General features: G+C 44.5%; 19 protein-coding genes. 2 read left to right on the forward strand and 17 right to left on the reverse strand.

Annotated elements, in window-relative coordinates:
* Positions 1-97 precede the first annotated feature (97 nt).
* On the forward strand, positions 98-2,095 hold the full coding sequence (locus tag ACFPTP_RS15735) for a methyl-accepting chemotaxis protein (protein ID WP_381446706.1): 1,998 nt from the start codon (positions 98-100) through the stop codon (positions 2,093-2,095).
* 58 nt (positions 2,096-2,153) lie between these two features.
* Here ACFPTP_RS15735 and ACFPTP_RS15740 read toward each other — a convergent pair whose 3' ends face one another.
* The 17 genes from ACFPTP_RS15740 to ACFPTP_RS15820 form a co-directional block, all read right to left on the reverse strand.
* Positions 2,154-3,461 carry a Na+/H+ antiporter NhaC family protein gene (locus ACFPTP_RS15740; RefSeq protein WP_381446708.1) on the reverse strand — a complete coding sequence of 436 codons (1,308 nt, stop codon included), beginning with the start codon at positions 3,459-3,461 and terminating at the stop codon, positions 2,154-2,156.
* 123 nt (positions 3,462-3,584) lie between these two features.
* Positions 3,585-4,562, reverse strand: a complete 978-nt coding sequence (locus tag ACFPTP_RS15745; RefSeq protein WP_381446711.1) for an electron transfer flavoprotein subunit alpha/FixB family protein — start codon at positions 4,560-4,562, stop codon at positions 3,585-3,587.
* 28 nt (positions 4,563-4,590) lie between these two features.
* The gene (locus ACFPTP_RS15750) at positions 4,591-5,361 is read right to left on the reverse strand and encodes an electron transfer flavoprotein subunit beta/FixA family protein (RefSeq protein ID WP_381446714.1); all 771 of its coding nucleotides are present in this window, start codon (positions 5,359-5,361) and stop codon (positions 4,591-4,593) included.
* Positions 5,362-5,397: 36 nt separating this feature from the next.
* Positions 5,398-6,363 carry an NAD(P)H-dependent flavin oxidoreductase gene (locus ACFPTP_RS15755; protein ID WP_381446716.1) on the reverse strand — a complete coding sequence of 322 codons (966 nt, stop codon included), beginning with the start codon at positions 6,361-6,363 and terminating at the stop codon, positions 5,398-5,400.
* A gap of 11 nt (positions 6,364-6,374) precedes the next feature.
* Entirely contained in the window at positions 6,375-6,761 is a 387-nt protein-coding gene (locus tag ACFPTP_RS15760) for a MaoC/PaaZ C-terminal domain-containing protein (protein ID WP_381446718.1), read from the reverse strand.
* 12 nt (positions 6,762-6,773) lie between these two features.
* Positions 6,774-7,190, reverse strand: coding sequence for an FAS1-like dehydratase domain-containing protein (locus ACFPTP_RS15765; protein WP_381446720.1), 417 nt, complete (start codon positions 7,188-7,190; stop codon positions 6,774-6,776).
* A 30-nt stretch (positions 7,191-7,220) separates the two neighbouring features.
* On the reverse strand, positions 7,221-8,003 hold the full coding sequence (locus ACFPTP_RS15770; protein ID WP_381446723.1) for an enoyl-CoA hydratase/isomerase family protein: 783 nt from the start codon (positions 8,001-8,003) through the stop codon (positions 7,221-7,223).
* 13 nt (positions 8,004-8,016) lie between these two features.
* Positions 8,017-9,204, reverse strand: a complete 1,188-nt coding sequence (locus ACFPTP_RS15775; protein ID WP_381446725.1) for a lipid-transfer protein — start codon at positions 9,202-9,204, stop codon at positions 8,017-8,019.
* 195 nt (positions 9,205-9,399) lie between these two features.
* A complete protein-coding gene (locus ACFPTP_RS15780) occupies positions 9,400-11,001 on the reverse strand; it encodes a long-chain-fatty-acid--CoA ligase (protein ID WP_381446727.1) in 1,602 nt (533 codons plus the stop codon).
* Positions 11,002-11,014: 13 nt separating this feature from the next.
* The gene (locus ACFPTP_RS15785; protein ID WP_381446729.1) at positions 11,015-11,971 is read right to left on the reverse strand and encodes an MBL fold metallo-hydrolase; all 957 of its coding nucleotides are present in this window, start codon (positions 11,969-11,971) and stop codon (positions 11,015-11,017) included.
* Positions 11,972-12,003: 32 nt separating this feature from the next.
* Positions 12,004-12,804, reverse strand: a complete 801-nt coding sequence (locus ACFPTP_RS15790; protein WP_381446732.1) for an SDR family NAD(P)-dependent oxidoreductase — start codon at positions 12,802-12,804, stop codon at positions 12,004-12,006.
* A gap of 34 nt (positions 12,805-12,838) precedes the next feature.
* Positions 12,839-13,885 carry a CaiB/BaiF CoA transferase family protein gene (locus ACFPTP_RS15795; protein WP_381446833.1) on the reverse strand — a complete coding sequence of 349 codons (1,047 nt, stop codon included), beginning with the start codon at positions 13,883-13,885 and terminating at the stop codon, positions 12,839-12,841.
* Between the two features lie 40 nt (positions 13,886-13,925).
* Entirely contained in the window at positions 13,926-15,077 is a 1,152-nt protein-coding gene (locus tag ACFPTP_RS15800) for an acyl-CoA dehydrogenase family protein (RefSeq protein WP_381446734.1), read from the reverse strand.
* Entirely contained in the window at positions 15,077-15,553 is a 477-nt protein-coding gene (locus tag ACFPTP_RS15805; RefSeq protein ID WP_381446736.1) for a MaoC/PaaZ C-terminal domain-containing protein, read from the reverse strand. Before ACFPTP_RS15805 ends, ACFPTP_RS15800 begins: the two co-directional genes overlap by 1 nt.
* Positions 15,554-15,568: 15 nt before the next feature.
* Complete coding sequence (locus tag ACFPTP_RS15810) at positions 15,569-16,720, reverse strand: thiolase family protein (protein ID WP_381446738.1); 1,152 nt, start codon at positions 16,718-16,720, stop codon at positions 15,569-15,571.
* The gene (locus ACFPTP_RS15815) at positions 16,713-17,165 is read right to left on the reverse strand and encodes a Zn-ribbon domain-containing OB-fold protein (protein ID WP_381446741.1); all 453 of its coding nucleotides are present in this window, start codon (positions 17,163-17,165) and stop codon (positions 16,713-16,715) included. Before ACFPTP_RS15815 ends, ACFPTP_RS15810 begins: the two co-directional genes overlap by 8 nt.
* A gap of 20 nt (positions 17,166-17,185) precedes the next feature.
* Positions 17,186-17,929 carry an SDR family NAD(P)-dependent oxidoreductase gene (locus ACFPTP_RS15820; RefSeq protein ID WP_381446744.1) on the reverse strand — a complete coding sequence of 248 codons (744 nt, stop codon included), beginning with the start codon at positions 17,927-17,929 and terminating at the stop codon, positions 17,186-17,188.
* 153 nt (positions 17,930-18,082) lie between these two features.
* Between ACFPTP_RS15820 and ACFPTP_RS15825 the strand changes: the two genes are divergently transcribed.
* A complete protein-coding gene (locus ACFPTP_RS15825) occupies positions 18,083-19,969 on the forward strand; it encodes a helix-turn-helix domain-containing protein (protein ID WP_381446746.1) in 1,887 nt (628 codons plus the stop codon).
* Positions 19,970-20,013: the final 44 nt, after the last annotated feature.

The raw sequence follows: 20,013 nt of genomic DNA on the forward strand, positions 1-20,013 counted from the left end.
AACACTATTATTATTTATTAATAGCTAAACATTTTTCATAGTGATCCGAAATGAAAGGTTGTATGTAATTTTACCTATAGAAAGAGATGGTACTCCTATGTTTAAGTCCATTAAAACCAAAATTCTCGTTACAGTATCGGTCTTGTTCATTATCGGCATGACGCTCATGACTGTACTTTCAAGTCTTCATGTGAAGGATAAAACAAGGGAAAATCTAATCATGCAAAGTGAAGTGCTTGTACATGAAATCGGATCTTTTGTTGAAAACTTCATTGATTTGCATGAGAAAGGGCTCACTCAGTTGGCCAATTCCTCTCACGTAACGGATTTTGCTGATGCAGATGGCAATTTTGAAGAATACATAACCGCAATGGAACAGGAATTCTATTCATTCCTAGCTTTATATGATAATACGTCTATGCTTTATTTCGCTTTGCCGTCGACAGAGATGCTAACCGTTCCAAATGCTAATTTGGGCAGTGACTATAATCCAACTGAATATGAATGGTACCAAGAAGCGGCCGCAAAACCCGACAAAGTTTATTGGACAGAACCGCATATCGATCGCGCGACAGGCGAATACACGATTAGCGCTATAAAAGCAGTTCAAAAAAATGGAGAGCTTGTCGGCGTGTTAGGTCTTGATATTCGTATGGACAAATTGGCAGCAACTGTTTCGAATAAGGATATTGGTCATAACGGATATATTGCACTTTTCGATGCGGAAGGAACAGCGATGGTGCATCCAGAATCGGCAGGGGAAAATATTATCAACTTGCCCTACGTAGCTGAAATGTATGATTATCAAAGCGGTAGCGAACGCCGCGAAATTCAATACACGCATGACGGCGTTTCATGGGTCAATACATTTGCGACAGTGTCCAGCTTAGGATGGAAGGTCGCTGCGATATACGATACGAAAGAAATTGATCTGTTAGCCAACTCTATGCGATTTGGCATGATCATTATTGCTGGCGCTATTTTAGTATTACTCATCGCAGTTCTTTACCCGATCATCAACCGGACAGTAAAACCAATCGGCAAGCTGAAAACACTTATGCAAGCAGTTTCGAATGGTGATTTGACGGTCAGATCGTCCATTAAAACAAAAGATGAAATCGGTGAACTTGGAAACTACTTCAATAAAATGATTGAAGACACAAATGCGGTCATCGCCGTTGTCAATCAATCTGCAGAAGAAGTCCATACACGTTCTGAATCGTTAAGCGCAACTGCGGAGGAAACAAACGCCTCAAGCAATGAAGTCGCTCACGCTGTCGGAGAAATTGCGAACGGTGCATCCCGCTCTGCTGAAGATGCTGAAGCAGTAACGGAACAAGCCGAATTATTAGGTAGGGATATCAATGGAATCGAGGGGAAAGCGGCCCAAATGCTGGAGCTTGCCACAATGGCCAGTGGTATGAATTCCAGTGGACAAATGCAAATGAACGAGCTAAAACAATCTTTTGGGGACTGGGAGATTGAAATGCGGTCCATGGCCGACGTGATTGGCACACTCGAAGAACGAGTGAAGGCAATCGGCGGTGTCATGGAAACGATCACCGAGATTTCATCGCAAACAAATCTGCTAGCACTAAATGCAAGCATTGAAGCTGCACGCGCCGGAGAACACGGCAAAGGCTTTGCAGTCGTTGCAGAAGAAGTCCGTAAATTGGCTGAACAATCCGCTCGATCGACGGAAGAGGTAAAAACCACTGTCATTGAATTGCAAGAAGGCGCTAAACAAGTCTCTCAACAAATGATCGATACAAGGGAAAACTTCCGTAAACAAGGCCATGTCGTCAACGACACCGAAGCAACTTTCGATAAATTAACTGAAGTCATGTCCGATATGGAATCATCCATCAACTCAATCTACGAGGACATTCAAAAAGTTGCTGTCTACAAGGACGAAGTGAGCGAAACAATCCAAACAATGGCAGCCACTTCACAAGAAACCGCGGCAGCATGCGAAGAAGTAAGTGCGTCTTCAGATGAACAGTTACGCGCGATTCAAACAGTAACCGAAGCTGCAGAAACGTTGACAGAACTAAGCGAGGAATTGAGCAAAACGGTAAATCGATTTACATTTTGATCAATTGAATGATTGTATAAAAAGCGTCCAGAAAATCAACGATTTTCTGGACGACTTTTTATTTCCCGTTTGCTTTTTTAAACCGCGGATAACCAATCAAAATCGCAACAACACAGCAAATCCCCATCAGTACAGGGTAGAACGAATAGACGATGATGTTTAACGGTGAAATCGCCGCCAAGCCCGCGGCCGCCAATACTTGGACACCGTAAGGCAAGACGCCCTGCCAGACGCTTGAGAACGTATCAAGCAAACTGGCGGATTTGCGGGGATCGATGCCATACTCATCCGCGATGCGCTTCGCGACCGGCCCCGTAATAATGATTGCGATTGTATTATTGGCGGTTGCAATATCAGCGGCACTCACCAATCCTGCAATCCCGAATTCAGCACCTTTTTTCGACTTGATTTTGCGCGTAATGACACGCAACAAGTAATCGATGCCCCCATTATGCTGAATGATTCCGACGATACCGCCAATCAAAATGGAGACAATCGCCAAATCCTCCATCGACATAATGCCAGCAGACGCCTCCTGTAAGAAGGTATCCAACTGATAGGAACCATCCAGCAGTCCAATGACACCGGCTAATATCGTTCCTCCAACGAGCACGACCAATACATGCGCGCCGAGCAGTGCCGCCACTAAAACAGCCACATACGGCAAGATCTTACTAAATTCGAATGGGTATTCACCAGTAAGTTCCGCCGAATTGCCATGCGTCAACAGAGCAAGGAGGATCATCGTCACGATCGCTCCTGGAAGAACAATGAAGAAATTCACTTTAAACTTGTCCTTCATTTTTGTCTGTTGCGTTCGCACCGCCGCAATCGTCGTATCCGAAATCATCGACAAATTATCCCCGAACATCGCGCCTCCGATGACTGTTGCCATGACAAGCGCCACGGGGATGTCCGTTTGGGCGGCAATCCCTACACCGATCGGCGCCAACGCGACAATCGTGCCCATTGACGTCCCCATCGAAATCGAGATGAAACAGCCGATGACAAACAAGCCGACAATGAGCAAGTTCGCAGGCAACAAGGACAAACCAAGATTGACCGTCGACTCAACGGCTCCCATCCCTTTTGCCACGCCCGCAAAAGCGCCCGCCAACAGAAAAATGACGGCCATTAAAATGATATTCGGATGCCCCGCATGCTTCATAAAAACATCGACCTTTTTACTGAACGGCTCCCGCCGATTCATCATAAGCGCCACACCCGCCGCGATAAGCATCGCCACGTTCAAAGGCATATTGTAAAAGTCTTTCGTCACAATACCTGAGCCGATAAACAGGACAACAAAGACAATAAGCGGTAAAAACGCCAAAAGACTTCCTTTTTTTAATTGTTCATTCGACATATGCATTCCTCAACTTCATCGTATTTAAAGTACTGCAAGCATATCAGTATAACATAAAAATCAGCTATTCAAGCGAGTTATATACCCGTTTGATAGCTGATTTTGATTAAACGCTTTTAGGTGTTATGCATGCACATGTAACTGTTTGATTTCCTCAATCATCATTGGGATAACCTCAAATAGATCGCCCACAATGCCATAATCCGCTACTTTAAAAATGTTTGCTTCCGGATCCTTATTGATGGCAACGATGATTTTCGAGTTGGACATTCCCGCCATATGCTGGATGGCTCCCGAAATTCCTGCCGCGATGTAAAGATCCGGTGTAACGACTTTACCTGTTTGCCCTATTTGCAAGGAGTAATCGCAGTAATCAGCGTCACATGCACCGCGGGATGCGCCGACTGCACCACCGAGAAGATTCGCCAACTCTTGCAGCGGCTTGAAGCCTTCTGCACTTTTCACGCCTCGACCGCCTGCAATGACCACTTTTGCTTCGGAAAGATCGACGCCCTCTGTCGATTTGCGTACCACTTCTTTGATGATGGTTCGCAAATTTGTAATCTCAACCGACAAGGAAGTGACATTGCCAGTACGACTGCCGTCTTTTTCAAGCGCCGTGATGTTGTTTGGACGTACGGTGAAGAACAGCAAGCCGTCCTTGTTCTTCACTTTCTCGAATGCTTTTCCTGAATAGATAGGGCGGATGAAAAGCGCACCATCTCCTTCTCCTTCGATCGATGTAACATCGGAGATCAAACCGGTTGAGAGTTTACTAGCAATTTTCGGCGACAGATCTTTCCCGAGCGCCGTATGGCCGAAAACGATCGCTTCCGGCTTTTCCTGTTCGTACACCGACATGAACCCTTGACTATAGCCATCCGATGTATAATGTTTCAAATGTGGGTGTTCCACCGTTACAACACGGTCTGCCCCATAATGAATCAATTCTTCTGCTAGCGAAGCGACACCATCGCCGAGCAGGACTGCAACGATTTCGCCGTCTCCTGCTACCGTTTTTGCAGCAGCAATCGCTTCAAATGATACATTTCGTAAAGCTCCTTCACGCGCTTCACCGAGCACTAACACTTTTTTAGACATAATGAGTCCCTCCTGATTTACGAATCTCTTAAATGACTTTGGCTTCTGAATGAAGTAAAGAAACAAGCTCTTGAACTTGAGCTGAAATTTCGCCTTCCAATACGCGTCCAGCCGCCTTTTGTGGCGGCAAGTATATTTCCAACGTTTCCGTTTTTGCTTTCACATCGTCCTCATCGATGTCCAGATCGTCAAAATCCAGCTCATCAAGCGGTTTCTTCTTCGCTTTCATGATGCCGGGCAAGGATGGATAGCGCGGCTCGTTCAAGCCTTGTTGAGCAGTCACTAACAATGGAAGTGATGTTTCAAGCGTCTCGGAATCCCCTTCGACGTCACGCACGATTTTCACGGATGAACCATCGATTTCCAAGCTCGTAATGGTCGTCACATAGTTGATGTCCAGCAATTCGGCGACTCGCGGACCGACTTGGCCTGAACCCCCATCGATTGCAACGTTTCCAGCAAGAATTAAATCTGCCTTTTTGTCATCCAAATAATCTGCGATGATTTTCGCTGCTGTGAATTCGTCCATTTCATCCAAATCTTCCGTATTGATAAGAACGGCTTTGTCCGCTCCCATTGCGAGTGCTGTGCGCAATTGCTTCTCTGCTTCCTCATTGCCGAGCGTCAAGACCGTCACTTCGCCGCATTGCGCGTCACGGATTTGAATCGCTTCCTCAATTGCATAATCATCGTACGGGTTGATGATAAATTCTGCCCCGTCCTCTACAATTCTCCCGCCTTTCACCGTGATTTTCTCTTCTGTATCGAATGTCCGTTTAACCAGTACATAAATGTTCATTCAACAAAACCTCCATTATTAATTCCATATGAATTGTTAAAATTGCTGTAATCGCTTTAACGCTTGAAGATACTCCTCTTGTAAATTCTCCACGATTGCTGCAATCGATTGGATTTCTTTGATTGCTCCAACGCCTTGCCCAGCACCCCAAATGTTTTTCCATGCTTTCGGTCCATTTTCCCGGAAGTTCGAGTTGAAATCCCGTTTCTTCTGTAAGTTTTCGGGATCAAGACCCGCATTCACGATGCTAGGAATCAAATAATTCCCTTTGACCCCCGAGATGGCATCGGTGTAAATAATCTCCGTGGCTGAAGCAGCAAGCAACATTTCCTTATACTGATCGTCCGCCATCGTTTCCTTGGCGGCGATGAACCTTGTACCCATATAAGCGAAATCCGCACCTAACGCTTGTACGGCAACAATATCCCGGCCGTTCGAAATACATCCCGCTACAATTGTAAGCCCTTTCCAAAATTGCTTTACTTCCCCCACAAATGCAAAAGGGTTCAGCGTGCCGCCATGGCCACCTGCGCCGTTGCAGACGAGGATGAGTCCATCCACTCCCGCTTCCGCGGCTTTTCGGGCATGCTTGACTGAGATGACATCCGATAGGACAACGCCTCCGTACTCATGGACGAGATCAACGACTGCCTGCGGATTGCCAAGTGAAGTTATGACAATCGGTGGCTCGTATTTTCGAATCGCCTCCAAATGTTCATCTAGCCGCTTGTTCGTCTTATGTACGATAAGATTGACTCCCCACGGCGAGATGATGTCCGACGGATTGAGTCTCGCCGGATCCAATGATTCACGGATCGTCTGAAACCAATTTTCAAGCGCTTCGGGACTCCGTGCATTCAACAGGGGAAATGTCCCGATGATTCCCGCTTTGCATGCTTCAATGACCGATTGCGGGCTTGAGACAAGGAACATTGGTGCCATGATGACCGGGATGGATGTTTTCCCGATTAGCTTCTTTTCCTTCCCATCCAATACTTCCAATTCCCTCACTCCTATCGCTGAATGCGGATTGTGAACTTGGCTTCCACTTTCACTTCTCCCGCTTCATTGGCTGCAGATGCCTCACAATGCCGCCGGTCGCCAACTTCATCCTTTACACAACCATTGATAATGATCTTTTCGCCGGGTCTTGTCATCGCTTTGAAACGGACGGTAAAATCCTCCAACCGGTCGGATGGGAACCATCCGTCAATCGCCTGGCCGACAAAGCCCATAATCATCATGCCATGTGCGATGACGTCACCTAGCCCCGCCTCTTTCGCAAAAGGGACGACTGTATGGATCGGGTTGAAATCTCCTGATGCCCCTGCATACCGGACGATCTGTGTATGGGTGATCTCTTCTTTCTGCAACGTTTCTAATTGCCGGCTTTCCGTCAAAGCAATCGCCTCCTAATGTCTTTCAATAATTGTCGAACGGCTTATCAGAACCAATTCTCCGTGCTGGTTCATAAATTTCTTTGTTAACACGATAAAATTCATCTTTGCTTTCGTAAAAACTTTTTCGACTTCCGTATGAACGGTGATTTCATCCCCTACTTTTAGGACGCCGGCATACTCGTAACTTTGCCCCCCGTGCAGCACTTTGGACAAGTTCAAGCCGAGCACTTTCGAGAGGGAAATTTGCCCGCCCCAAAATTCAATGACAGTCGGAAAAGTTGGCGGCACTGCATTGCCATTCAAGTACTTTTCATTGGTATAACCAAGGGCGATAGCGAATTCCTTTATCTTCCCTTTTTCAATCGTATAGGTAAATGAATCAATTTTCGTATTTTTAATCTGTTCTAAACGCGGATCAGCATAAATCAAGCAAGTTCCCTCCTTTTTCTGTCAAAAGCATCAATGATAGATGGGTTTACGTTTTTCGAAAAATGCTTGCACACCTTCTTTGAAGTCGGCGGATTCGAAACAGATGCTTTGTGACTGCTTTTCAGCTTCGAATGTATTCTTCAGTTCTTCCAGCGTACCTGAAGTTGCCATTTGTTTAATAAGTCCCATTGCCAATGATGGATTATCTGCTAATTGCCTCGCAATACGAAATGTCTCCCCAAACAGCTCTTCATCTTCTACTACACGATTGACGACGCCAAGTTTCTGCATTTCATCCGCATGAACTTTCTCTCCAAGTAGCATCAGTTCCATCGCTTTATGCCTGCCAACTAGTTGAGGGAGGAAGTGCAGCGCCCCTAAATCGGGAACAAGGGCTATCTTGATGAAACTTTGTATGAAAACCGCTGATTTTGCCGCACAAATCAAATCGCACGCAAGCGCCAAGCTGAAGCCAGCACCTGCCGCCGCACCGTGGACTGCTGCGATGATCGGTTTTTGCAGACGAAGCATGATTCGAATCAGTTCTTGGCTTTTTTCCATCCTATTTTGAATCTCTTTAGAATCTACTTGTTGAAGAGCTTTTAAATCGCCGCCAGCTGAAAACACGCTTCCCTTGCCTGTCAAAACAATCGACCGGACAGAATGATCATCATCTACAGTTCGGAAGAAGTCCTTCAATTCTTCTCGCATCTCCTCGGCAAGCGCATTCCGCAATTCAGGTTTGTTCAATGAAACGATACAGACTGCTCCATCCATCTGAATGTTGATTGAATGATACTGGTCATACCGCATTGCCCCACCCCCATTATGGTTTCTTATACATCGTCACAACGACCGCACCGCCAAGCCCAAGGTTGTGTTGCAACGCAACACGCGCATTTTCCACTTGTCTTTTCCCAGTCACTCCCCGAAGCTGCCAGACTAATTCGGTACATTGCGCCAAACCGGTCGCTCCAATCGGATGGCCTTTGGACATCAAGCCGCCGGAAGGATTGACAACGTACTTGCCACCGTACGTGTTGTCACCGTCATTGATGAACTTTTCGGCTCCCCCCTCTTCGCACAGGCCAAGCCCTTCATATGTGATCACTTCATTCGGGGTGAAGCAGTCATGCAATTCGACGACATCAATATCTTCTACACCGATACCGGCTTGTTTGAATACTTGGCTTGCGGCCCTTTTCGTCATGTCAGCTCCTACCAAATTCATCGCACCCGTTGTAAATGTCAACTCATTATCTGTAGCCATCGCCTGGGCAATAATTTCGACAGCGTCTTCATGCCCATGCTTTTTCGCGAAATCCTCGCTGCAGATAATTGCAGCCGCAGCACCGCAAGATGGTGGGCATGCACAGAATCTTGTCAGATATGGCGGGAATATCATTGAAGAATTTTGTACTTCTTCAACGGTCAAATGTTTATCAAACATCGAATAAGGATTGTGGACGGCATGGCTACGTGTTTTCACCGCCACTTTGGAAAAAATGTCCGGATTCGCTCCATACTTTTCGACGTATTCCATCCCACCGGAACCGAATAACCTTGCCGCCCTCGGCGATTCCAGTGAATATCCCGGTTTCAGCTCTTCCAGTCGATCTACAAATGCTTGCATCGGTGTCGTTCGATCTTCATAAACAGTTCCAAGTGCTCCGGGCTTCATTTCTTCGAAGCCGAATGCAAGCGCACATTCAACAATGCCGTTTTCGACTGCCTGACGAGCCAAAAATAGCGCAGTGGAGCCGGATGAACAATTATTATTAACGTTAAATACAGGAATACCGCTTAACCCGACTTTATAAAGGGCTGTCTGTCCCGACGTACTATCTCCGTAAATATAGCTGGCAAAGGCATGTTCGATTTCGTTGAATTCAATGCCTGCATCTTTGATTGCTCCTTTTATTGCTTTGCTAGCCATAATTTCATACGGTTCCTGCATTCCCGGTTTCACAAATTTCACCATATCGACGCCGATCACTTTGACTTTTCTTTTCAAGCTTATATCCTCCTTTTATGAATGCTATTCTTTATCACTTAAACCGTTATCTCTTTATTCAAAAGTTACTATTACTTTACCGTTTCTCCTATACTTCTTACTATGTATGAAATCTACAAAGAACCGTGCTTTTATTGTCAACTCCATATACACTCCACAACGGGCATTAAAAAAAGCCTAAACAGTAACATTCCGTCACCATTTAAGCTTGTCTAATTTCATGACTTCTTCTTTCATTAATTGCTGCTTCATTATTTTCCCTACTGCCGTTTTAGGGAGCGAATCACGGAATTCTACTAGTTTAGGTACTTTATACGTTGCGAGTCTTTCTTTACAAAATGCAGTCATTTCTTCTGCGGAGACTTCGTAACCCTCTTTCGGCACAATGACACATTTAACCGTTTCTCCACGGTATGAATCAGGCACTCCGAAAACACACGCTTCTAATACAGCTGGATGTTCATAAACTACATTTTCAACTTCGATCGGATAAATATTATACCCACTGGCAATAATTAAGTCCTTTTTTCTGCCGACGATATAAAAATAGCCCTCATCATCCATTACCGCCATATCGCCCGTTGATAACCATCCATCACGCAATACGTGCCCGGTTTCTTCAGGATTATTCCAATACCCCTTCATCACTTGCGGCCCTTTAATCAGAAGTTCGCCTTGTTCCCCGATTGGCACTTCCCTATTTCCATCATCCATGTCAACAATTTTACAATCCGTACTTGGAAGAGGAATGCCGATACTTCCTGTTTTCTTCTTATCCGATCTTGGATTCCGGTGTGTGACGAGCACTTCCGTCATTCCATACCCTTCCATAATTTGCGCGCCAGAACGTTCTTCGAATTCTTTAATTACTTCCAACGGCAAGGGTGCTGTGCCGCAAGTACATATTTTCAAGCTTTTCAAGTCTTCGTCCGAAATTTCATCACTGTTCAGCAATGCAATATAAATAGTCGGCGCTCCGATGAAAATGGTCGGCGCGTATTTTTGGAGCAACTCTTTCACTTTTTGTATGTTGAACCGTTTCACAACAATATATGTGCCGCTTAATGCAAATGTAATATTGATATAACTCAGCCCCATTACATGGGCCATTGGCGTATTGCCTAGCGTAATTTCTTCTTTTTTTCTCAATGAGTAGAATACGCAATTTTGAATTACATTCCCGACAATGTTATGATGCGTCAACATCACACCTTTTGCATTACCAGTCGTACCGCCTGTATATTGAACGATTGCTACATTCTCCATCGGGTCAATCAACACATCCGGCAATTGGATATTTTCTGTGACACTTTCATTCAAACAGACATTTCGAAAAAACTTCCTCTCTCCATCGAAAACGATCGGTTCGATTTTCGCCCGCAATTCGATTGCTTCGATTTTGGGAATTTGGGCGTCATCGCATAGTATCCATTTAGCTGAACAATCATTTAAAATATGTGTCAGTTCGCTCGATTGATAGAGAATGTTCACCTGTACTTGTATACAGCCAAGCCGTTGGAGCGCAAAATAACATACAATGTATTCTGCACTATTCGGCAGCATGACGGCGATATGATCCCCTTTTTTCATACCTTTCGTATGAAGATATTTTGCCAAACGATCTGTGGCTGTTTTAAGTTCTGAATAGGTCATGGTCAATTCTTCGTCAATGATTGCTGTCGTTGACGGAGAATTATTTACAGCTTTTTCAAATGAATCATAAATAGAGACATCCGTTGGAATCTCCACCTCAAAAGGAATTCCTGACGGATATAGATCATGCCATTTTCTTTTCATTTCTCCCAGCCCCTTACTGCCCGTAGTTCAAGTACTCCTGCCGGGCAATGTGTTGTTGAATATATTCTTCGATGAATCGTACGGAAACCCCTCCTTCATGCGACAAGCGCTCCAAATGTTTATAAATACCGATGATCTCGCTCTTTCTCCTTAATGGCGATCCAACCAACTGCTCTTTACGATAAAAAATGCCTTGCTCCGGCAATGCTGCTGGTGAAATTCCATTCCGGATATGATGGGCAATTTGCTCATGACGCATTTCAATGATGTTCAAATAGTCGACAATCTTCTCTTTATATTCCTGTTTGGAAACGATTCCTTTATGATGCCCCGTCACGATATGAGCGACATCCAGATCCAACACTTTTTTGGCGGAAGCAATAAAGTCATCGATATCTGCTTCCAGCTCATTATAAAAAGGACCGAAAGACGTGAGGTCAATATCCCCGATATAAGCGACACCGTACTTTTCAATATACGGTATCGTATATCCTTCGGAATGACCTGGTGCATGTATAAACCGGACGTCCACACCCGCAATTTCAATTAATTCATCCATCGGATAGTTCCCATCAGGACGTAGAGTTCGTTTCCCAACAGCAATATCACCAAACCTTCTGTTCTCCTGCTGCTTTAACCACAATTGAAATGTCTCTTCCTCTAATACAGCCAACATCCCATCAGCATGTGATATCGCCATAAGATCGGAGACTTTTTCAAAATCCAATGGGTTTATATGAACTTTCGCTTCGGGAAAATGGGAGACCCCCCACATATGGTCGATATGATGATGTGTAAGATAAATCTTATCTACGTCATATGTTTTTTTGATATGCGCCAAACTGTCGAATCCTGCCCCACAATCCAACAGAATAGATTCACGGTTATTTGTTAGCAACAACGTCGTGCAAAACGGTACTTTGCTCGAATTATCTCCAAAAATCTCGATGGGCCCGATTTTTTCATACACACCATCACCTCCATTTTCTGTAACGATTCGGATTACGTATAGGAACCACCGTTAATTTGTAATACTTGGCCATTCACGTAATTAGACATAGGAGAAGCTAAGTACAGGATACCTTCAGCTGCCTCGCGCGGCTGTCCAGTTCTTTTTTGAGGTACTTTATCAATTAACATTTGCCTCACTTTGTCCGGAATCCCAGTCTGATCTTCACTCGCCTCAAGCGATTGTGTCATCCTTGTTTCGATGAACCCGAAGGCCACAGCGTTTGTATTAATATTATAACGTCCCCATTCCTGTGCAACGACCTTCGTCAGCCCGACAACTCCCGCTTTAGCAGATGAATAGTTTGCTTGCCCAACATTGCCGCGTAAGCCTGATACGGAAGAGACATTGATGATTTTCCGATAGTTGGTAACCCCTTGTTCAATTTCTTCCTTGGCCGTTTCTCGCATATAAGGCGCCGCTTCACGGATTAATCTGAAAGGAGCGACTAAATGAATATCGAGCACCTGCTGGAATTGTTCATCTGTCATTTTATGAATTAGGCTATCGCGTGTCACTCCAGCATTATTCACTAAAACATCAATTCTTCCAAACTCGTCCACTACCTTTTTCATCAGTGTCCGAGGAAAATCCGGATTTGTTATATCCCCACAAATGGCGAGTGCCTTCCCTCCGTTATTCACAATTTCACGTTCCACTTCTTTCGCAGGGGTTTCATCCAAGTCAGAAATGACGACACTTGCACCGTTCTCTGCAAACAACAAGGCGGTCTCTCTGCCAATCCCTCGTCCTGCGCCTGTAATAATTGCGACTTTCCCTTCCAACAATTCCATACTGACAACTCCTTCATTCTTAACAATACCAAACTCAATTCCTACTGAATTCCTCAATTCCTGTCATCTTTGCCGGAAATGGAATTTGGATCCGGTTTCCATCCCCAGTAATAGCGTTACGAGATTTCAAATGTGGGTCTTTCGATAAGTCATTAATCCCGTTGACGCGACTGATAGGCAAGTCCACCTCTTTGAAAATCGCCAACCACTCGGCCAATGTTTTTTGACTGATGATTGTTTCAATCTTCCGATTAATGATTTCAGCATTTTCCATCCGTTTCGTCCAACTGTTAAACAAATTGTCGAGTAAAAATTCTTTCATGCCAACCGTTTCGCAAAATGTTTCCCAAAACTTTTCTTCTACACAAGCGATCGAGATATAGTGCATATCTTTCGTCAAGAATGCCCCGTATGCTCCCCGGCTCATAAATTCCGATTTGGTCGGCTCGTTCCTCCCGTAAAATTCTGCGATGCGGGGAGCCATTAAAGCAAGTGCACTTTCCGCCAAGGATACATCGATATAAACGCCGCCTGCCTTTGAACGTACCTTATTCAATAATGCACTTAATATCGAAATCGTTGCGTAGAGCGATGCAGCAAGGTCAGCAATTTGAATACCCCCCGCCGCTTCAGGAGCTCCATTCGGCTGCCCACTTATACTCAGGACACCGGCGACCGCCAAATAGTTCAAGTCATGTCCCGGAAGATCACGGTACGGTCCGTTTTGGCCATAACCCGAGATGGAACAATAAATGAGTTCAGGATTAAGTTTTGCAACATCCTCTTTCCCAAAACCTAACCGTTCCATCACCCCTGGTCTGAACCCTTCAATAAGCACATCACTGTCTTTAAGTAATTCCCTCAGCGTTTCCTGATCGATCTTATCTTTCAAATCGAGCACTACACTCGTTTTTTGCCTATTCAACGTTTCGTATAATCCCGGAATCATATGACGGACCGGATCACCGCCATCGGGCCGCTCCACTTTTATCACTTCGGCCCCTAATTCCGCTAATATATTCGTAGCAAAAGGGCCCGGCAATAAATTCGTCAAGTCTACTACCTTTATTCCTTCCAGCATTCTCACTTCGGTCACCCCTCTCATTCATTTCCGATTGTGGTCACACAAAAGCGGATATGCCTAACACTTCTCGTCCGATGATCAATTTCTGCATTTCGTTTGTTCCTTCAGCAATCGTAAAGTAACGGATATCACGATAGTAGCGCTCTACGGGAAACTCTTTTGTATACCCGTACCCGCCATGGATCTGCAAAGCCTCTTCTGCCACTTTCAGGACGCGATCCGTTGCGAAATACTTCGCCATTGAGCATTCAACTTTTGCATCTTTCCCTTGGTCGAGTAGGGAACTTGCTTGCTGCCCAAGCAACCGCATCGCATTCGTCAGTGTAATCATTTCACTAATCTTTTCCTGAATCAATTGGAAACTTCCAATCGGCTTCCCGAACTGCTGGCGCTCCTTCACATATTTAACGGAAGCATCCAAACATGCTTGGGAAATGCCTGTGGCGATATAGGCAACCATCGCACGTGCGCTGTTCAAAAACTTCAATCCTTGCCTCAATCCCTCACCTACATTGCCTAAAAGATTATTAGCAGGGACTTCACTGTCTTCAAAAACCAGTTCGGCAAACGGGCAACTTACAGTACCCATCTTCTCGATTTTTGTAGCTTGGAAAGAAGTCTGTTCCTTATCAACCAACAATGCGGCAATCCCTTTATTCCCCAACGTTTTATCTGTCTGAACGATGACAATGCCAATTTCACCTTCCATACCGTTGGTAATAAAAATTTTAGTGCCGTTCAAAATCCATTTATCATCCTTCAATGCAGCCCGGGTTTCAACACTGGACGCATCTGATCCGACATCTGGCTCCGTGAGGGCAAAGAAACCGAGCTTTTCCCCGCGGAGCAACGGGCCTAAGTATTTTTCCTTTTGTTCATCCGTTCCGTATTCATAAATATGCGTGAGGACGGAGTTGGAAATGCCAACCGTCGCTCGTAAAGATGGCCATACACGGGATAATTCTTCGATCATCGTAAAGTAGGTTGTGTAATCCAGACCATGGCCGCCTGCTTCCTCGGGGAGCAGACCACCTAAGAAGCCAAAAGGAACGAGCTTCTGTACAATTTCTTTTGTCACAGGTTTTTCCTGTCTCTCGTACTCTTCGACCATTGGTGCAATTTCCTTCTCCAGAAACTTTGCCAATGTTTCTTTGATCATCACCTGTTCATCCGTTAATTGGAATGCCATTAGAAGTCCTCCTCATTCTTTCTTCTTGCAATCATCATCGGTGTCAATCCCTCTTGAACCGTGATTCCATTTTGATTAATAATTCTCCTACTAAATCTCACGACACCGCGGTCTAGTTTGCTTGTTTCTTTCTTTTCCACGATTTCAATTTCAAGGTGAATCGTATCGCTGATTTTGATTGGCGCTAAAAATTTCCACGATTCAAGCCCTAAAAGCGCGATCAGATTTTTGCTCATCCGTTGATTCAACTCAGTGCGTGTAAACAATCCGGAAGCGATGGATAGGCCGAGCAATCCATGAGCAATCCGTTCTTTATAGATGGATTTTCCCGCATATTCCATATCCATATGGAGCAAATTATAATCTCCGGACAATCCGGCAAAGTTCACAATATCCGCTTCTGTAACTGTCCGTGAAGGGGATTGAAATGTATCGCCGATTTGAAAGTCTTCATAAAAAAGTTCATTGGTTCTCAATGACTCCCACCTCTTTCATCGTTGCAAAATTGTTACTGCGCTATTCGGACCTGCACCCATGGCATGTGCCAAACCGACTTTTGGATCTGCCACTTGACGATGGCCCGCTTCACCGCGCAGTTGCACTACCAACTCATGGATTTGAGCAAGTGCGGTTGCACCTAGAGGATGGCCTCTTGATAGGAGCCCGCCGTCCGTATTCACCGGGATTTTCCCCGTGCGTTCGAAAACACCTTCACGCAACAACCGAGGCGCTTCTCCTCTTGCACAAAAACCAAGTTTTTCAACATCCCATAGTTCACCAGGCCCCATACTGTCGTATGCTTGTACGATGTGGACATCCTCGGGACCAACCCCAGCCTGCTCATATGCTTCACGGGCTGATTTCTCAACAATTCCTTCCGATGGGTAATGATGAACACTTGCCGTGATTCCGGATTGGTACATTTCTTCGCCATAAACGCCGGATACCAATGCAGAGCTCGCAACTTTCACCGCACGCCCATTCAATCGTTTTCGTGTTAAAATCATGGCCACAGCGCCGTCTGCCAACGGACAACAATTCAGCAGCCGAAGTGGCGAGGCAATCATCGCCGATTCAAGCACTTCATCCATCGTCACTTCTTTTTGAAATCTTGCATTTGGATTCAATGCACCATTCCTTCTATTTTTCACGCTGACTCTTGCAAAATCTTCAATTGTCGCCCCGTAAAGGCGCATGTATTCCATCGTTTCCAATGCATAATTGGCTGGTTGGACATTGAAGCCCATCAATAATTGCCATTGGGGAAAAGCTGTGCTTGGAATAGGGCCTCTTGGCATTTTCTCGAATCCGACTGCGAGCACCGTTTCGTATTGTCCAGAGCGGATTGAATCATAAGCCAGGCGGAAAGCGGAAGCTCCGCTCGAGCAAGCGTTTTCAACATTGACAATCGGTATCCCTGTAAATCCGACCTCTCCGACTACTCGATGACCGGATCCCGTTCCTTGATAGACGCTTCCGGCAAAAACCGCTTCGATTCCCCCCCACTCCAGCTGTGCATCTTTCAGTGCGCCAACTATCGCTTCCGAACCTATCGAGCTGATGGAACGATCAGGAAAACTCCCCCACTTTGTCGTACTCGACCCCGCAATGTATACATCATGGAATTTTGAAGTCTCACTCATCTCGCCCCATCCCTTCTAACGACTGCTTAGCCTGGAACTTGAAGATCATAACGTCCCGATAATCAGCTTCCTCATAAAACTTATCGATGACCAATTCCACTTTTCCTCCAATAGCTAGCGAAGAATCTTCAATAAGATGCGAATAAATGTTAACGCCTTCTTCAAGTTGCACGATTCCATATAAATAGGGAACTTTCCCCTTATAAAATCCGCCTGCCGGCTGCCGTTCCACTTTGGTGAATGCGATGAGACGGCCAGCTCCGGAAAATGCAATTTCACTTACTGTATTTTTATGACAATGCGCACAAAAATTCATTTCTTTTTTCGGAAAGAACACTTCGCCGCATGAAGTGCATCGGCTCCCGATTAGTTTGGGCTGTCCATCCTCCTGTACTTTCCACAATCCATCCATAACTGGCGTGGCTTCTCGTCCATCATCCGTCATTATGTTCCCCCTCCATTCGATTAGCCGAATCTTCCACCTGTTACGTGTAAAATATCTCCAGTGATATAAGAGGAAGCATCCGATGCGAAAAATAGTACTGCATTTGCCACATCCTCAGTTGAGCCAACGCGTTTGATCGGTGAATCCCTTTTTTGAAGCTCTTTAATCTTTTCGTATTTCGGATGGTTCCGTAATGCGTTCGTCTCAATCAACCCCGGTGCGACAGCATTCACTGTAATCCTATACTTGCCCAATTCCTTTGCGAGCGCTTTCGTAAGACCTAAAACACCCGACTTTGCAGAGGAATAATTGGCCTGTCCGGGATTTCCCAAATAAGCCCGGGAAGCAATATTGACAATTCTTCCGTATTCTTGAGCAATCATATGCTCAGCCGTATATTTTGCAAAAAGGAAGGATCCTTTTAAACAGATATCTATAACAAGATCCCAATCCTCCTCTTCCATTTCAGTTATTCTTGCATCTCGAACAACCCCAGCGTTATTCACTAAAACATCAATTTTCCCAAACTGCTCTTTGGTTTTCTCAACGACTTCTATCACTTCATTTTTTTGTGAAACATCCGCCGGGAATGAATGAACGTTAAAGCCTTCTGCTTGAAATCCCCTTACCGTCTCTTCACAAGCAGCTTTATTAATGTCGGTAATGATGACTGTCGCACCTTCCGCAAGCATTTTACGAGCGATTTCTTTGCCAATACCATCCGCTCCGCCCGTTACGATTGCTACCTGATCTTGAAATCTCATTGAATAACCCCTTCCAGCTATACGATTTCCCCCATTTTACTTCTTTCCCAAAAGGTCAACTATGTCAATTGACTACAATACTTGCTCGTTCTATTGTATAATTCGTACTAATCGTTAGATTTGAAATAAAAGTATTAAAGGGGGGCCAATCCGTTGATTCAAAACGAACTCACATACAGTGACTTTATCGATGAACTCTTTTCACTCATCCAAAGCAACTATTACGATGAGAAGAAATGGGAAGCATTAAAAGAAAGACTTCATGAGGATTTCATAGATGAAAAATTGCATTCACACTTTTATGCACTTCAAACATTAAAACAAAAAGCGGATTTCTTGAAATTCTCAACAAGTACGTTCGAAATGCTTCATCAAATCAACTTAGAAGTCGCTTCTTTAGCCCCGCTGACCGATATCCTGAATTTAAGTGCAACGCATCTAAAGGACATTTCCAAAGCACATTCTGTCTTCATCGGAATGATTGATCAAGAGAAAGCTTGCATGCGTATCGAAGCCGTTGCCGGTATCGGAAAAACCGATCTACTGTACGTTGAAGAATCTTTACATTCGCCGTTTCAAATAGAATTAGCGAACAATCAGGAACCATCTCTCCTAGCTGATATATCCGAGCATTCATCGTATGAAAGCCCGTTTCTCCAAAACTTAGTAGAAAAGGGTATCGTTTCTCTTATCTGTTCACCTTTAATTGCCCATGGCGAACGAATTGGAATCATCTTTTTAGCCAGAACCGTTTTGTATCAATCAAAGCTGCCATTGCTGCAAATGCTTAAAAACTTTTGTTACCAAACAGCACTTGCCATTTCGAATGCAAAATTGTATTCGAATGAAGTACGAGTGAGCGAACTGCATGATGAACTATTCGAAGAGGCACTGAATAAAGGAGGAAATGAAGGGATCTTACAAAAAGTGTCTAATTTCATTGAAGTGCCGATTTTATTGCTCGATGAATTTGGCAATAGCATTTATGAGGCCACGGCGCGGAATGCGACCTTTAACAGTGGTCCTTTCAATCACGCTGAATTGTATAAATGTGTCCTTCAATCCGAGTACAATCATCAAACTGCTTTTGAAGTAACCCATAAGGGACAAATCTACTCCGTTTTCACGATTACTTTACACAATCGGATCGTTGCATATGTAATCGTTCCTAAGAAAATGAATGCATTTGATCGGTTAAGTTTAGTTGCAATCGAGCAAGCCAAAAACGTCCTTGCACTGCAAATTAACCAAGAGAAAACGAGCATTGAAGTCGAAAATCGTTTGAGGCAGGATTATTTGCATGACTTGATTTCCGGGCTGGAAACCGAAGAAAATCTCATTCGAAGGGCACGTTATTTGAACATTTCGTTTGAAAAGACATATGCCATTCTTGTTATGAGCCCACTCGAGGATGAAGAGGACCATACAGCATCGTTGAATCGGGTGCTGGAAAAATTCAGTTATCTCATTGACGAAGAATTACTGCCACTCAGCATGATTCAAGGTCAAAAAATCATCCTCGTCACTCCCGAACAGCATATCCGTACTGTCGCAAACTTCGCACTCAACTATGTGGCGGACAAACATCCTGAACAACAATTCCGCATTGGGATCAGCAATGCTATTTCGCAAGTAAAAGACTATCTGAAAGGGTTCAACGAAGCGAAAAAAGCGGCGGAATTCGCCCATTCATTTCAATTCAAAGCACCCATTGTCCATTTCAAGGAACTTGGCATCATTGGGTTGTTATTCAATACGGAAAATACGGAGTACATGAAAGAATTCATGGATCGTCACCTCGGAAAAATCATTACATACGATGAACAAAACAAAGCCGAACTACTGAAAACGTTAGAGGTATTTCTGGATAACGAATCAGCCATCCAATTATCAGCTGAAAAGCTGCATATCCACTACAATACGTTGCGCTATCGGTTAAGCCGGATTGAGGAAATTCTGGAAATCGATTTAGCTCACACACAAAACCGTCTGAACCTTCAAATCGCTATCATAATTCATAGGCTCATTAAACAAGAATGACAAGAATGACCATAAAAAATAGAGAGCGGAACGGGTGATAGTGT

The organism is Sporosarcina koreensis (assembly GCF_042655825.1).
GTDB classification, from domain to species: Bacteria; Bacillota; Bacilli; order Bacillales_A; family Planococcaceae; genus Sporosarcina; species Sporosarcina koreensis.

Bases quoted from the DNA above. Each gene is read 5' to 3' on its own strand.
- ACFPTP_RS15820 (WP_381446744.1), bottom strand. From the start codon at position 17,929: ATGAGATTTCAAGATCAGGTAGCAATCGTAACGGGCGGAGCGGATGGT.
- ACFPTP_RS15800 (WP_381446734.1), bottom strand. From the start codon at position 15,077: ATGGCATTCCAATTAACGGATGAACAGGTGATGATCAAAGAAACATTG.
- ACFPTP_RS15795 (WP_381446833.1), bottom strand. From the start codon at position 13,885: ATGCTGGAAGGAATAAAGGTAGTAGACTTGACGAATTTATTGCCGGGC.
- ACFPTP_RS15790 (WP_381446732.1), bottom strand. From the start codon at position 12,804: ATGGAATTGTTGGAAGGGAAAGTCGCAATTATTACAGGCGCAGGACGA.
- ACFPTP_RS15735 (WP_381446706.1), top strand. From the start codon at position 98: ATGTTTAAGTCCATTAAAACCAAAATTCTCGTTACAGTATCGGTCTTG.
- ACFPTP_RS15770 (WP_381446723.1), bottom strand. From the start codon at position 8,003: ATGCGGTATGACCAGTATCATTCAATCAACATTCAGATGGATGGAGCA.
- ACFPTP_RS15815 (WP_381446741.1), bottom strand. From the start codon at position 17,165: ATGACGGATGATGGACGAGAAGCCACGCCAGTTATGGATGGATTGTGG.
- ACFPTP_RS15740 (WP_381446708.1), bottom strand. From the start codon at position 3,461: ATGTCGAATGAACAATTAAAAAAAGGAAGTCTTTTGGCGTTTTTACCG.
- ACFPTP_RS15745 (WP_381446711.1), bottom strand. From the start codon at position 4,562: ATGTCTAAAAAAGTGTTAGTGCTCGGTGAAGCGCGTGAAGGAGCTTTA.
- ACFPTP_RS15780 (WP_381446727.1), bottom strand. From the start codon at position 11,001: ATGAAAAGAAAATGGCATGATCTATATCCGTCAGGAATTCCTTTTGAG.
- ACFPTP_RS15810 (WP_381446738.1), bottom strand. From the start codon at position 16,720: ATGAGTGAGACTTCAAAATTCCATGATGTATACATTGCGGGGTCGAGT.
- ACFPTP_RS15750 (WP_381446714.1), bottom strand. From the start codon at position 5,361: ATGAACATTTATGTACTGGTTAAACGGACATTCGATACAGAAGAGAAA.